This is a genomic window from Nostoc sp. FACHB-152 (assembly GCF_014697475.1).
Classification (GTDB): domain Bacteria; phylum Cyanobacteriota; class Cyanobacteriia; order Cyanobacteriales; family Nostocaceae; genus Nostoc_B.
Window position 1 is genome coordinate 31,493 of the sequence record NZ_JACJRV010000038.1, and the last position, 13,887, is coordinate 45,379.

At 38.3% G+C, this 13,887-nt stretch carries 10 protein-coding genes; 6 read left to right on the top strand and 4 right to left on the bottom strand.

Annotation, left to right across the window (positions count from 1 at the left end; genetic code table 11):
- Positions 1 to 364: 364 nt before the first annotated feature.
- Positions 365 to 1,234 carry an alpha/beta fold hydrolase gene (locus H6G76_RS21790; RefSeq protein WP_190705417.1) on the top strand — a complete coding sequence of 290 codons (870 nt, stop codon included), beginning with the start codon at positions 365 to 367 and terminating at the stop codon, positions 1,232 to 1,234.
- A gap of 126 nt (positions 1,235 to 1,360) precedes the next feature.
- Here the strand turns inward: H6G76_RS21790 and H6G76_RS21795 are convergent, their stop codons facing one another.
- From H6G76_RS21795 to H6G76_RS21805, 3 genes are all read right to left on the bottom strand, one after another.
- On the bottom strand, positions 1,361 to 1,834 hold the full coding sequence (locus H6G76_RS21795; RefSeq protein WP_190705421.1) for a YbjN domain-containing protein: 474 nt from the start codon (positions 1,832 to 1,834) through the stop codon (positions 1,361 to 1,363).
- Positions 1,835 to 1,871: 37 nt separating this feature from the next.
- The gene (locus H6G76_RS21800) at positions 1,872 to 3,812 is read right to left on the bottom strand and encodes a hypothetical protein (protein ID WP_190705423.1); all 1,941 of its coding nucleotides are present in this window, start codon (positions 3,810 to 3,812) and stop codon (positions 1,872 to 1,874) included.
- 116 nt (positions 3,813 to 3,928) lie between these two features.
- Positions 3,929 to 4,111, bottom strand: coding sequence for a hypothetical protein (locus H6G76_RS21805; protein WP_190705426.1), 183 nt, complete (start codon positions 4,109 to 4,111; stop codon positions 3,929 to 3,931).
- Positions 4,112 to 4,351: 240 nt separating this feature from the next.
- On the opposite strand from H6G76_RS21805, the gene H6G76_RS21810 reads away from it, so the two are divergent.
- The gene (locus H6G76_RS21810) at positions 4,352 to 5,317 is read left to right on the top strand and encodes an FHA domain-containing protein (RefSeq protein ID WP_190705429.1); all 966 of its coding nucleotides are present in this window, start codon (positions 4,352 to 4,354) and stop codon (positions 5,315 to 5,317) included.
- Between the two features lie 60 nt (positions 5,318 to 5,377).
- Positions 5,378 to 7,375, top strand: a complete 1,998-nt coding sequence (locus H6G76_RS21815; RefSeq protein WP_190705432.1) for an ATP-binding protein — start codon at positions 5,378 to 5,380, stop codon at positions 7,373 to 7,375.
- Positions 7,376 to 7,444: 69 nt separating this feature from the next.
- Here the strand turns inward: H6G76_RS21815 and H6G76_RS21820 are convergent, their stop codons facing one another.
- Complete coding sequence (locus H6G76_RS21820; RefSeq protein ID WP_190705434.1) at positions 7,445 to 8,080, bottom strand: DUF4255 domain-containing protein; 636 nt, start codon at positions 8,078 to 8,080, stop codon at positions 7,445 to 7,447.
- 216 nt (positions 8,081 to 8,296) lie between these two features.
- Here H6G76_RS21820 and H6G76_RS21825 point away from each other — a divergent pair, with 216 nt between their 5' ends.
- The 3 genes from H6G76_RS21825 to H6G76_RS21835 all read left to right on the top strand — a co-directional run bounded on the left by H6G76_RS21825 (position 8,297) and on the right by H6G76_RS21835 (position 13,798).
- On the top strand, positions 8,297 to 10,489 hold the full coding sequence (locus H6G76_RS21825) for a hypothetical protein (RefSeq protein WP_190705437.1): 2,193 nt from the start codon (positions 8,297 to 8,299) through the stop codon (positions 10,487 to 10,489).
- Between the two features lie 18 nt (positions 10,490 to 10,507).
- A complete protein-coding gene (locus tag H6G76_RS21830) occupies positions 10,508 to 12,694 on the top strand; it encodes a hypothetical protein (protein WP_190705440.1) in 2,187 nt (728 codons plus the stop codon).
- Between the two features lie 159 nt (positions 12,695 to 12,853).
- Positions 12,854 to 13,798, top strand: a complete 945-nt coding sequence (locus H6G76_RS21835; protein WP_242056485.1) for a DUF3365 domain-containing protein — start codon at positions 12,854 to 12,856, stop codon at positions 13,796 to 13,798.
- Positions 13,799 to 13,887 lie beyond the last annotated feature (89 nt).

Here is a 13,887-nt window from a genome sequence, read left to right on the forward strand (position 1 = left end):
TTAATTAGGTATTAACTAAAAGTCGAATTTTACTAAAATATTTTTTCATCCGAAACAGCGAATTGAAAAATATACTTTTGGACAATAGCAAATAATTATATTATGTGGAATATTGAAAATATTGCTATAGGCTATTAACCATATTTTCTCATTTAGTTAGCTAAAAATAATTACTGCATAAATAATATGTGGACTTATATTTAGTTGTTTAAAATTAATCTAAGTGAGAAAGTTTTTGCCCAAAGCATCCGTAAGAAATTGCTTAGAGTTAACCGAGTGGGCGGATTCAAGGACTCTTAAATTATTCGCTTTCTTAATTCAAAGTTTCACATCAGCAATGATTTAATCGTAATGGAGGATGATCATGGCAATCGATCGCTTTGACGTGTCACGAGCAGTTGAACTCGGCAAGACCATTGCAGTCGCCTATCAGCTGTACGATGTAGCGGAAGATAACCGGGCTAACTTTGCCACTAATGCCCTACCGGGTGATTACCAACTGCAAGGCCAAATTTATGCCAACGACTCGCTTTTCGATCCCGCTACGCCGCAATCCCGACGGGACGCGCTGGAAAAATCTTTAGACGGACTGTTCAACACGGAAAAACCCATCGGGCTAATCGCTGTCTCCGCGCAGAAGAATGACATAATTGTTGCCTTTCGCGGAACGCAAAATGGGTTTGAGTGGTTCCATGACGGCGATTTGCAGAAAACAAAGTTTGCGATCGCAGATCCGTCGGGTCAGGATGTCTACATGGGTTCGACTGAGTACGGAATCACATCGCTGTATTTCAGCTGCACAACTGTTAAAAGCGACAAGTCACCTCGCTTGATAGAGGCACTCCGGGAACTGGTAAAGGGCAAGTCCCTGACCATTACCGGGCATAGCCTGGGGGGAGCAATGGCGACACTGCTGGCTATGCACGCCGCCGTCACCCTTAAAGGCATCCCCAACAGTGTCAGCGCCCTGACGTTTGCTAGCCCCCTGATTGGTGACAAGAATTTTGCTGGTCAATTCGACACGCTGATCCCAGATTCGTGGCGCGTCGTTAACCGCCCCGACATTGTTCCGACGTTGCCGCCTATGTTCGTCGGCTATGCCCATGTAGCGTCTGAATACCCACTTAACTCCGACCATCTTACCAAGCACTGCCTATCCTGCTGGCACGATCTGGAAACATATCTGTACTTGCTGGACAATAGCAACCTATTACATCCAGAATGCTGCCCCTGACAGCACGGCTGAAGATGGGGTTGAAAAAGCAGGGGGAGAAAGTAGAAGAAAACCTTGAACCCTTACCCTTTAACCTTTTCCCAAAACCAGATTACAAGTTAAAAATGCTTAACCGAAAAGTATTGTTTACAACATGACTAACTCTAAGCACTCTTCTACTTGTGCGATCGCCTGTGCTGCTAGCACATCCGTATAGATAACTTTCATCATTGCTGGTAAATATTTATCCATTGTCAACACATTCATATAAACTAATTTTTGAATAGGAGTTTCCAGGGCAGAAACACCCTCAGTATTCATGCTAGTTTTCAAACGGGTATCGCCATCTGCAAAACTCATTTCAAAATTACCAATAAGCAAACCATAGTTAGCACGGGTAATTAATTCAGTCATTTGTAAATGCTTATTCTCTGGAGTATTAACTGGCAGAATAGAATAAAAGATAAACACTTCTTTTTCTTCAACAGCTTGAGCAATACAAGTCCACTTACCGTTTTCTCCTTGAAATGTCATACTATAGGCAAGTTCTGTTCCAATTTGATGAATAGGCCATCCATCTGCTTGGAAGAAATTAGAAATTGCCTCAAAAATTTTGCCCATAATCGATTTCCTTATTTGATTACTAGAAAACAGACAATTATATAAGTTGAGCAATAATTGCAGCACTTTCACTATCTATTAATGCAAATTTCTTAACTGATTTGGCTACACTTACCAAGTGACCTGGTACTGTTTTGGTTAGTTTTTTAGCTGAATTTTTGATTATAGGTATACTAACCTTAATTTTATTTTTAATAATTTTCTTTGTATTGTTAAATTTATCTTGACCTTGCTGTGTGAGGGTTTTACTGTCTTCCTTGAGGTGCGAAATATTTAAAATTTGTTCTCGTAACTCTTTGGCGGATTTTCTCTTAATGTCAGATTCATCAACTCCCATTGTTTTCAGCATCTTTATCGCTAATTTATCTGATTGTTTAGCCATAACTACTATTGCAGCAGCAGCAAATTTTGGATGTCTTTGAAATATCTCGTCCTCATTACCCACAGCATTAACTCTAGTATTAAAAGCAGCTTCTTGAGCTTTACCAGCTTGATAACTATCAACAAGCTGTTCTCCTAGTTTCTTGGCTACATTGATTGCAGTACCAAAATATTTAATTACCATTCCAGCTACAGTAGTAATACCTCCAATTTTTAGGGTATCTCCAACTATATTAATGACATTAATTACAACATCAACAGCTTTTCTAATTGCTATATGCGTCATTCTCTTACCGATGATTCCAACAGAATTTTCAAGAGAATGTTTTTGGTATTTAGCTTCTTTGTGTATTAATTCATTTGCATTAATTTGGTCGGTTACTTTATCCATTTCATCAGCATTTTTTATTAAAAGATTAGCATTGATGACAATGTTTAAAAATGGAATACCAGTAACATCAAGCGTATTACCTAAATTTTTACTACCAATGCTTTTAGCTAAATACATAGCATTTAATGTTGCTGCGATTAGATTATCTTTAAACTCAATACCTCCCTCAATTACTTGTTCTTTACCTTGTTTTTTAATTGCTACATCACTTTTATTAGTCCATTTTTTTGCTCCTTCCACTACCTTGGCGATCGCATAACCAGTATCAGTAATGTGTGTTAATACATCAATACTGTTTGATACACCGTTAAATACTTTAGCTGCATCACTACTGTGGGCAAACTCTTTAGAAATAACACCACCGACTTCCGCCGCAGGCTTGAGGATACTCCCACTTGTTTTGATATATCCTTTTAATTTCTCAACTGTGGACTTCGGTGGATTAAAGTTATTACTATAAGTTAGTTTACTGTCATATTTTTCCTCAATTAAAAATTGTTTTTTAATATCATGCAATAGTTTAAGCTTGATATCTATGGGAGTTGGTCTATATTCTGGTGGCAGTTCTTGAAAAGCTTCATTTTCTAATTCTTGAAAGCTTTCTTTTTCAAGAATGTCTTTTTCGGCTCGTAATCTAGATTCTTGCAGAGGATACCCATATCTTTGAAATTGTGCTATTCTTTCGACTTTTAATTTGGCTATTTTTTCAGCTTTTTTGCGCTCAAACTCACTAATTGCTTGTGCTACCTTGGTAGCCATTTCTGGTGCTAAACCTTGTTCTGCTAATTGCCTTTGCTGTTCCGGTGTAGCAGTAGTGGAGAAATCTGTCCCGAATGTTTTGTGGATAATATCTTTAATTACATCTATTTTCTTTGTTTTCTGAGATGATTGTGTATCGATATTTAGTCGCGGTAAAGTTTGGCTGTTGGATGTATTTGTCTGGCTAACAACTTCTGCTGTAATTCTATCAGCTTCTTGCTCATAATTATTTTTAGGTTGTTCATTAATTGATGGTTTTCTTGCTAAATTACCAAAAATAGTTCGATAGATAGCGTCTCTCTGTGGTTGATTAGGGATAGTAGAAATGGCTTTCCGAGAAGAAGTTACTAAATCTGCTTGTGTTAGCTCCTCAGATGGATAAATTTGAGTGTGCCTTCTTTGGAGAAAGGCAGATTTAGCTGATTTTTGCAATCGTTGATAAGGCATATATTAGTTTGCTTTGATTGCTGAATTTATTGCTTAAGTAGATAACAAAGAACAGAGATATGAGTTTGGTGCGTTATTTCGTCACTAACACACCCTACAAATTAAAGTTTTTTTTATCAGTCTCTATCTTCCGCTTGCTGTTCATGTTCTTTTCTTGATTGAAGTTTTTGATTAATTGCGTTTTGCATTTCTTGTTCAGCATTATTTATTGCACCATACACCAGGTTATTGATTATAGATGCAACCTGATACATGATGTTGCTAAGAAAGTTTTCCAATAGCCTTAATATCGCTTCCATAAATTCAAACCTTACTGCTCTAGTAAAATCCTATAAAAAAATATTGAATTACCTATTAATCAAAGGTCGAATTTTATGCAAAATTTTTTAGTTAGTAATAAATGGACTTTTGTCGAATGACAAATAGGCAGATTTTATTAAAAATATAAATATTACTATGCGGTAGTGATTATTTCATAAATTATATGTGGATTTATATTCACTTGTCTGAGTATTTAAAACCAATATAGGTTAGCAGCCATGAAAGTTAAAGTTTTTAATTCACAAACAAAAATCCGAGGAATTGAACTAGATTTCGAGGAGTTATTCACTGATGAAGATGTATGCTTAATCGGGCGATCGCCTGATTCTGCTCTAGTCTTAGATAGTGTTGATGTCAGTCGTGTACATGGTAAGTTTTTTCGAGAAAATGGTGAGATTTTTTACATTGACCTTGGCAGTACAAATGGCTCTAAGGTTAACGATGAAATTGTTGAACCCAATAAAACCTATCTCCTCAAGCCTGGAGATGTAATTCAAGCTGGCGAGTTTGTTCTGTTTATTCAAGAAACTAGCGATTTAATTGAAGATGGAACAGTCGTTAGAGATATGGATGCAACTGCATTTTCATCTTGGCATCCCGATCAAGTAGATGTTAGTAACAAAGCGGGTGCTTTAGTTAGAGTTACCCCAAATCCAGAAGTTCTCGAACCAGCAGATCCCAAGTTGCAAACTCAGGCTTTACTTGCAGCAATCAATAAACGCATCTTGACAGATATTAAAGCTACTGGAAACTGGACAAGAGATACATACATCAAAGCAGTACGTAAAGCGCGTGAGTCCATTGAGAATAACAAACTCATCGATCCTGAAGAATTGGAAAAAGAAGCCGATAAGTACTGGCGATCGCTCTCTCAAGGTACTGTAAATATCAGCACCCGTTTAGGCTCTGTGGCTGTCAAGGGTGTTTCACAGGTAGGAACTCGTTTAAGCTCTGTGGCTGTAAAAGGAGCCACAGAACTGAAAAGCCGACTCGGTTCTGCTGCTCAAGCGGCTTGGAAAGAGATGAAGACTGCCAAATCTCAGAAAGGCAATGATACACCTCACGCGGTTACATCTCTAGATAAGTTGCAGACTCCGCAAGCTGAGTTAAATCAGTCAGATTTTGCAGATCCTCAACCCTCACTTGCAGATAAAGAACCCAGTAATGTCAGTTTGAAACAATAATGTCACGGTAGGGGTGCAACAGCTGTTGCGCCCCTAAATGCGCCCCTACTCCTAAATAAAATGAATCCTCACCCTGCATTTGTTGAAGACAAAACCAACATCCAATACTTAGAGGCTGCTATATCTGCAATTGAGCAAGCTGTTATTGATTATAGCGATCGCCAAGAGCAAGATACAGCATCTACCATTGATATCCGCTCTGTTCTCGCTAATGTGAACGCCACAATTAATAATTCTCCAGCGTTAAACTATCTTTGTACTACATTTGCACTCTCACTATTTGAGTGTCAAATATTACTGTTATGTGTTGCTCAGGCTCTTTTACCCTATTTTTCTCAACTTTGCGCCAAAGCTGAAGGAAATGAGCATTTAGCCTATCCAACATTTGGTTTAGCTATGCGTTTATTCCCAAATGCTTCTGGGAGTGCGCTTTTACCTATGTCTCCTTTGCAATATTGGCAATTGGTTCAAGTCGGAGCTAATCAAGAAATAACTAAGTGTCGCTTGCAGATAGACAATAGTATTTTGCTCTATCTACTGGGTGAACCGTATCAAGATGAACGACTAATTCACCTCATACAGCCAATACCAAAAAGTGATAGCAATTTACCGCTACAACCTTCACACCAAAACATCGCTGAACAAATTGCAACTATCTGGACGCAAACAGAAGCAGTATCTAAATTATCTGTAGTGCAATTGTGTGGTTTAGACACTAATGATAAGTGGGCGATCGCTAATAGGGCTTGTCAGTTGATCGAGCGATCGCTTAAAATCATCTCTGCTCGTAACTTACCTACAGATACCAGCGACATCAACAACTTTATCCGCAGATGGGAACGGCAAGTTGCTTTAACAAATGATATTCTGCTAATAGATTGTGAACAGTTAAATCTAACAGAATCAGAACTGAATACAGCGATTTTACAGTTAATTCAAAATCTCAATACTCCATTAATTATTTCTACAGAAGATAGATTATACTCACCACGCCGTCCTTTAATCACTTTTGAAGTAGAAAAACTTAGCCCAGAAGAACAGCAAAATATTTGGCACTCCTGCCTTGGCAATACTACGTCTGAACTCAACGAGCATATTCCGGTGCTAGTATCTCAGTTCAACCTCAATACTCTTGCCATTCAGTCTGCTTGTTTGCGAGTTCAAAATCAACCAGCTAATCATCAAACTATCCCGACAAATTCCTCCCATCAGTTATGGGATATCTGTCGGACAATGGCACGCCCTCAACTTGATGATTTAGCACAGCACATCAATGCCACTGCTAATTGGGATGACCTAGTATTGCCAGAATTACAGAAAAAGATTTTGCAAAATCTCATTGCTCAAGTTCGGCAACGAGCAAAAGTATATTGGGAATGGGGATTTGCTGGTAAGGGAAATCGTGGTTTAGGTGTTAGTGCCTTATTTGCAGGTTCTCCTGGTACTGGTAAAACAATGGCAGCAGAAGTAATAGCCAAAGAATTGCGGCTAGACCTTTATCGTATTGACCTGAGTGCAGTTGTGAGTAAATATATCGGCGAAACGGAGAAAAATCTGCGCCGGATTTTTGATGCTGCTGAGGCAGGTGGTGCAATTTTATTGTTTGATGAAGCTGATGCTTTATTTGGTAAACGTTCTGAGGTTAAAGATAGTCATGACCGCCATGCTAATGTCGAAGTCAGCTATTTACTACAACGTATGGAAGCTTATCAAGGTTTAGCAATATTGACTACTAACCTTAAAAATTCTCTAGATCAGGCTTTTATGCGCCGCCTGCGGTTTGTAATTTCTTTTCCTTTTCCTGATGCCAAATCACGCGCAGAAATTTGGAGGCATATTTTTCCTCAACAGATACCCACTCAAGGCTTAGACTTTGAAAAGCTTTCCCAGCTTAATTTAGCAGGTGGAAATATCCGCAATATTGCGTTGAATGCTGCCTTTAATGCTGCGGAAGCAGGAGAACCAATAATGATGAAACATTTATTAAGTGCTGCCCAAAGTGAATATTTTAAATTAGAAAAAACGCTAACTGATGCTGAAATTCGCGGATGGGTATAACTATAGCGTCTCTTCATTTGTTCTAAGCCTCTCTCTTTTTAGAGGATAAGTTTGAAGAGGGATCAAAACTCATCCACAGATTGTATTGCGACTTTTAATTAATACCATTGATGCTTGATAGCCGATTGAAGGGTGATATTGTGTTTGCAAGATAGACCAGAGTTTTGAAGTTTCTTCCATATTAGAGAACTCTGGGCTAATTTTTATTAGTCCCATTTGTTCAGCGACAACAGGAACAGATGTAGCAGTAAGAATTGGTGATAAGACGCTAGATTTATTAACTGTTAAAGTATTGTATAAAGCGGTCTGAATAATATCTTGTGTCAAAATTGGTATGTCATAAAATAACTGCATTACATATCCAAGCAGCAGTTCTGTTTGAAAATCTTTAGCTCCATAAACTGTTATTAAGTAGTGAAGATCAAGTGCTAGAGGCGGATTTGTATAGTGTTGTTCTCTCTCAGATTGGGCGATACGCTGTTTAAGTTCTCCGGATGTCCAGTCAGCATTGCGGTTTTGCGTGACTTGATAAAGAAACAGGTTAATGTGACAACGCTCATCTGCTTCCACAGCCATGCGATCGGGTGAGATAGCTGTCACAAGCACATCCCCCATATTAGCTGTAATTGGGTCATTAGTTAGATCATTTTCAATTACATTTTTCAGTACTGCTGTTACAGCTGCTATAGCAAATGTACTACTCATAATTATTGTCCTAAAGATAAATATTAATCTTCGTAGGGATGCACATCTTTACACTCCTACTTTTAAATGTAGAAATTAAATTAACTATCTTCAATAATATCTTTACCAAAGGTAGAAAAAATTAGACTAATTGCTATGAAATTAATCTCCTCAAAATGACAATATAAAGTAAGAACAGCACTCATAGTTAACCTGCTGCTCATATTCAAATGGTGTATGAAAAACCGTACTATTAACGCTAGTCTTTCTACTCAAAGTGTTACTTTTAAGCCAGGTGGTTCACCAGTTGTATTTGGTGTCACAGTGATTAATGGTAGTGAGCAATTCGCTGCTTTTCAATTAGAAGTTTTAGCAGCTGGAGCTAGTCGGAGTTCAGGCTCTCAATGGTATCGTCTTACACCAGAAGTTGCAGCAGCTAAACCTCCGGGTGGTGTTACTGAATTTAAGGTTGAAATTTTTGATGCACCGATACCTACATTTATAGGTACGATAAACCTGACGGTGAGAATCTTTTCACCCCAGCTACGCGAAGAACGCAAGTTGTTGGTGCGTTTGATTATTCAGCCGGGTAAGATATCTACATTATTAAGTTTGGAACTCCCTGTGCGGCGGTTTCAAGTTTACCCTCGCAATTCTGTTGAGATACCAGTGCGGGTGCGGAATTTAAGTCCAATTCAAGTTGAAACTGTAGTTCGTTGTGAAGGTGTTAACTCTTCTTGGATAATTGGTAGTACAGAAAGAAGATTACTTTTAGAACCGGGGGGACAGGAGGAGATTTCTTTTCAATGTCAACCGCCAGCTATGACTCAAGCACCCAGCGATGATTATCCCTTTGTGGTTAGAGCAAGTAGCCGCGACAGTCCTCCAATTTCTGTTGAAGGTGTTTTAGAAGTTTTGCCAGTGGGTTATGTTGGTTTTACTGCCACACCACAAAAACAGACGCTTCCAAATTATAAAAAATGGCTACCTGATTGGAAATCTAAAACAGCATTATTTGAACTATTTTTTAAGAATACGAGCAATCTTTATCAGCAAGTCGATGTGCAACTTCAAGGCAGAGATAGACGAAGATGCACTTATCAAATAGTTCCAGAAAATGTTGATTTAACTATTGGAGAAACAACAAAAGCTCTTTTGAATGTGACAACAAAACGTTCTTGGGTGGGACTGGCAAAAACTTTACGCTTGGAAGTTAGGACTTTACTTGCAGACCAGCGTTTAGGAAGTACAGATCCCTCAACCCAAACCCTTGATTTAAAAGTTTTACCTATAGTTCCACTGTGGTTACTTTTGGCTTTATTGGCATTACTAATAGCATTAATATTATTCCTCCTCATCCCTGAACCTATTGGACATACAGATATCGTCAACTCTGTGCGCTTTAGCGGCGATGCTTTCTCAGTAGTGAGTGGTTCCGACGACTGCACAATCCGTATTTGGTCAGTTGATGAGAACCATCTAGACCCAAAAGGAACGGCTGTAAGTCCTGTGAGTGCTGCTTGTAATGGGAAAAAACCCAATCCTCAAGGTTTATTAGCTGTAGTTGGTAAACCTGTGAGAACTTTACGATTTATGCCAAAAGATGACGATCGCATTGCTGCTGGTTTAGAAGATGGTGAGATTCAATTCTGGAATGTGCGAACACACGAGCGCGAAAATACTCTGCGCGACCCCAACGACCAAACAAGCGATCGCGTTTTTGCGCTGGCTTTTACCGAAAATTCTCTGAACTTGTTTAGTGGTCACGGTAGCGGCAAACTCCGGTTGTGGAAAAGATCAGGCCCAGGTACTAACTTTGAATCTAACCCCCAAGTTACCGATTTAGGCAAAGACCTTAAATATCCAATACGTGCATTGGCTCTTAGCGAGGATGAAACTATTTTAGTTACATCTGGCAACTTTAAGCGTGTTATTTTAATGAACCCAAATAACTTAGAAGATAACCAAAGACAACTATCAACACCAGAATTAAATGGTGGAGATGGTGACTACATTTGGAGTCTGGATTTTGCTCCTAGTTCTCATATACTGGCAACTTCAGACTCAGATGGTTTTATTTCCTTGTGGGATTTAGATAAGTGTCAAACACCGCAGACACAAACCACAGTCAACAATAGCCTAACTCAACAACAATGCGAATTGCGCGATCGCTGGCGTGCCTCTAATTTATCTGTGCGAAGTATTGCTTTTACTGTCGATAGTAGCAAACTGGTGAGTGCTGGCGATGACGGCAGAATCTTCATTTGGCCGTTAACTGCCGAGCAAAAACTAGATCGTACACAAGCACCAAACGGTCAATTAGTTTACAAAGGTTCTTCGCAAATCAACACTATCGATGTCACCAAAGATGTTCAAGGAACCATAGTTGTTAGTGGTGATGATGCGTTTCGAGTCAAACTTTACCGCTAGATATAGAGGCTCAATATTATGCAAAAACCTAGCCCCATTTCCGTGATTATAGATCCACCAGGGATGCAATTCGGTATGCCTGGAGAAACCCTTGAGGTTTATGTTGTTGTCACCAATCAAAGCTCTCAAGGTGCTGTCATTGATGTATTTTTTGATGAAGCATCCGACACCTTACAACAGTGGTGTACTTCCCCTAGAGAACGTTTAGCACTAGGGCCACAACAAAATAGCGAATTAACATTTGAGTTTCACATCCCAATTGATGCTCTACCTGGAACTTATGATTACACCCTAGTCGTAGATGCGCCAGAACATTTCCCCGAAGATACGCCCATACAGTTCCCGCGCCAACTAAAAGTAATGCTCAAAGAGCATACAGCAGTTCGGGTTAATGATCCTACATTTTCGCTCAAACCTACAACAAACCCTAGAAATCCAGCCATTATTAAATCAAAAGAAGCTTTACAAATAGAAGTTAAAGTTGACAACCGTTCAGATAGAGTTGACCGCTTCCGCCTCACAATTCCAGATTTAGAAGAACAATGGTACACAATACGTTATGGAGCAACAGGAGTCGAAGGCCCTGGTTTATTATCTAATCTCAATGGGCTAGAGTTAAATCCTAATTCTCAAGAGCGTATTTGGCTGAAATTTCACCCCCCAGCAGACACCTTCGCAGGTAATTACTCTCCTACAATTCGCTTACATTCTGCTAATTCTCCTGATTTAGTGCTACTCGATTTAATATATATTCAAATTCCTCCAATACATAAGTTAGATGTAGAACTAATTACCTTACGAGGAAAAGTCAGCAATAGTTCTGGTGAGTATCAAATCAAATTTACCAACCAAGGCAACACACCACGAGAATTAAAAGTTAGCATCAAAAGCCGAGAAGAAGAACAACTATTTAGATATAAATGTGAACCTGCTAAAATTCGCTTACTACCCCATAAAAGCTTTAAAGTTAACCTAACAGTAACCCCTAAACCTTGGTGGCGACGACCATTATTTGGTAAAGGACTCCCGCTCAACTTTGTTACTGTTCTTCAAGATAAACAAGACCTACCTGTATCAGAAAAATTACCAGAAGGCACTTTAATATGGAATGCTCGTCCTTGGTGGCAATTTATTCCCATACTTCTGACAATTCTAGGATGTTTAGGAAGTTTAGCTTTTGTAGTATGGCTGTTTTTCTTGAAACCGCCTACACCGCCAAAATTAGTTTATTTTGTCTCAGATAGTATTAATTATCTTCAAGGTGATGAAGTACGTTTAGATTGGCAAATTCGTAACTCTGACAAAATTTCCCAGATAGAAATAGATAATACTGGCCCCGTACCTGCTGCACCGCAAAAGTTTGACTTTAATAAAGGTATTCCTGACAAACTAAAAGATGAATGCCAAATACAGCAAGGCTCATTATCTTGTTTTAATTACGATACTGGGGTTACACAACCAGGTGATTATACTTTTATGTTACAAGTCTTTGCTCACGGTCAAGACAAGGCTGCGACTACAGCAGATGTTAAGGTAGCAATTAAAGAAAAACCAGACCCAAAAGTAATTAACTTTCAACTAGATAAGAACCAATATATGTCAGGAAATGTTATGAATTTGAGTTGGCAAATTCAGAATACTGAACAACTATCGCAGTTGCAAGTTGTAGGTAAAGCAGATAGTGGAACAGAAAATGTCTTAGCCAGCTACACTCCTCGTCAACTCCAGAAACTATGCCAGCAAACAAATCAAATTTTCTCTTGTAAAAATGTTCCTTTAAATACTCCCGAACCTGGACAATACACATTTGAATTAAAAGCTTTCTCCTCTAATCCTGGTAAACAACCTAATTCTCAATCCGCTCAATCTACAATTAGTATCTTACCTAAACCACTAAAGATTATTTCTTTCACAATTAACGGTAGTCAAGAACCAAACATAGTTCTTCAACCCGACCAACCTGTAACTCTGCAATGGAAAGTAGAAGGACAAGAGGCTAGCGTTGAACTTGACCCTTTTGGTAGTGTCCCGCTTTCAGGGTCGAAAGTGCTGACAGCAAATCAAGCCTTCCCGTCATCAATTCAACTATTAGCAACTGATAAGTTTGGCAATAAAGATTCTAGAGGATTTTCTATTAAAGTCAATAATCCTACTCCTGGCTCTGGTGGTTTACAAGTACCATTAACATCTAATGTCAATAATTAACGTTAATCATGCAATCTAACTCGACCTCCGACTAATTGTTTTAAATGATTAGTCTTAATATCCTATATATAGATATCTTTGAATTTTTCCATAAATAAATTAATTCATGTTTTATTTTCAAAAAAGCATCAGAAATTGTTGATTAACTAAGGAGATAGTATGCTAAAAAATCATAGAGTCCTTAATAAGTTTAGATTATTGCGAGAAAATTTAAAACTGGCTAACAAGTTTACTTTACTTTTAATGCTAGTTTTCTTAGGAAGTATTATGATTAGTGGTGCAATTTTATCAAACATACTCAATCACAGAGCGGAGGTAGCTGTTATCACCCAAGCGGATGATTTTTTACAATCAATGAACTCTGTAAGAAACTACACCACAAATAATATTATTCCCCTTCTAGAGTCTAAATTAGAAACCAGTCCAGCCTTTATTCCCGAAACAGTTGCCTCCTTTTCTGCAAGGGCTGTCTTTGAAAATATTCGGACTAATGAACAATATAAGGAATTTATCTACAAGGAAGCTGCTCTTGACCCTACTAATAAGTTAGATCAGGCTGATAGTTTTGAAAGCCAACTAATTAATTTATTTAGTAATAACCCAGAAACTTCAACATCCTCAGGCTTTCGCTCTTTACCCACAGGCAGAACATTTTATATTGCTCGACGGCTGAATTTAGATAATCCCAGTTGTTTACAATGTCATTCAACCCCAGATAAAGCTCCTAAAAGTCAATTAGCTATTTACGGAGACAAAAATGGTTTTGGTTGGCAACTTCACAAAACTATTTTTGCTCAAATGATTTATGTTCCCGCAGAAAAAATTCTTCGTACTGCTAATCATTACTGGTGGTTAGCGATGGGAGTACAAGCTAGTATATTTGCCCTAGTGATCATTGTGATTAATATCTTGCTGAAAAAGGCGGTAATTAAACCAATTATCAAAATATCTAAGCTAGCTCAAGCAGTTAGTACTGGCAAAATTAATACTGATTTCGAGCAGAAAACTAATGATGAAATTGGCACGCTTGCTGCATCATTTAATAGGATGAAATCAAGTTTAGAAATTGCAATGAAACTTCTGAATCAGAAGAACCAGAAGTAGTTGCATAAAATTAGGGACGCACCTGTGCGCCCCTAAACCTGTATATCATTTAATTGGAAATATCTAGGGTTATGCATAACGAGATATTT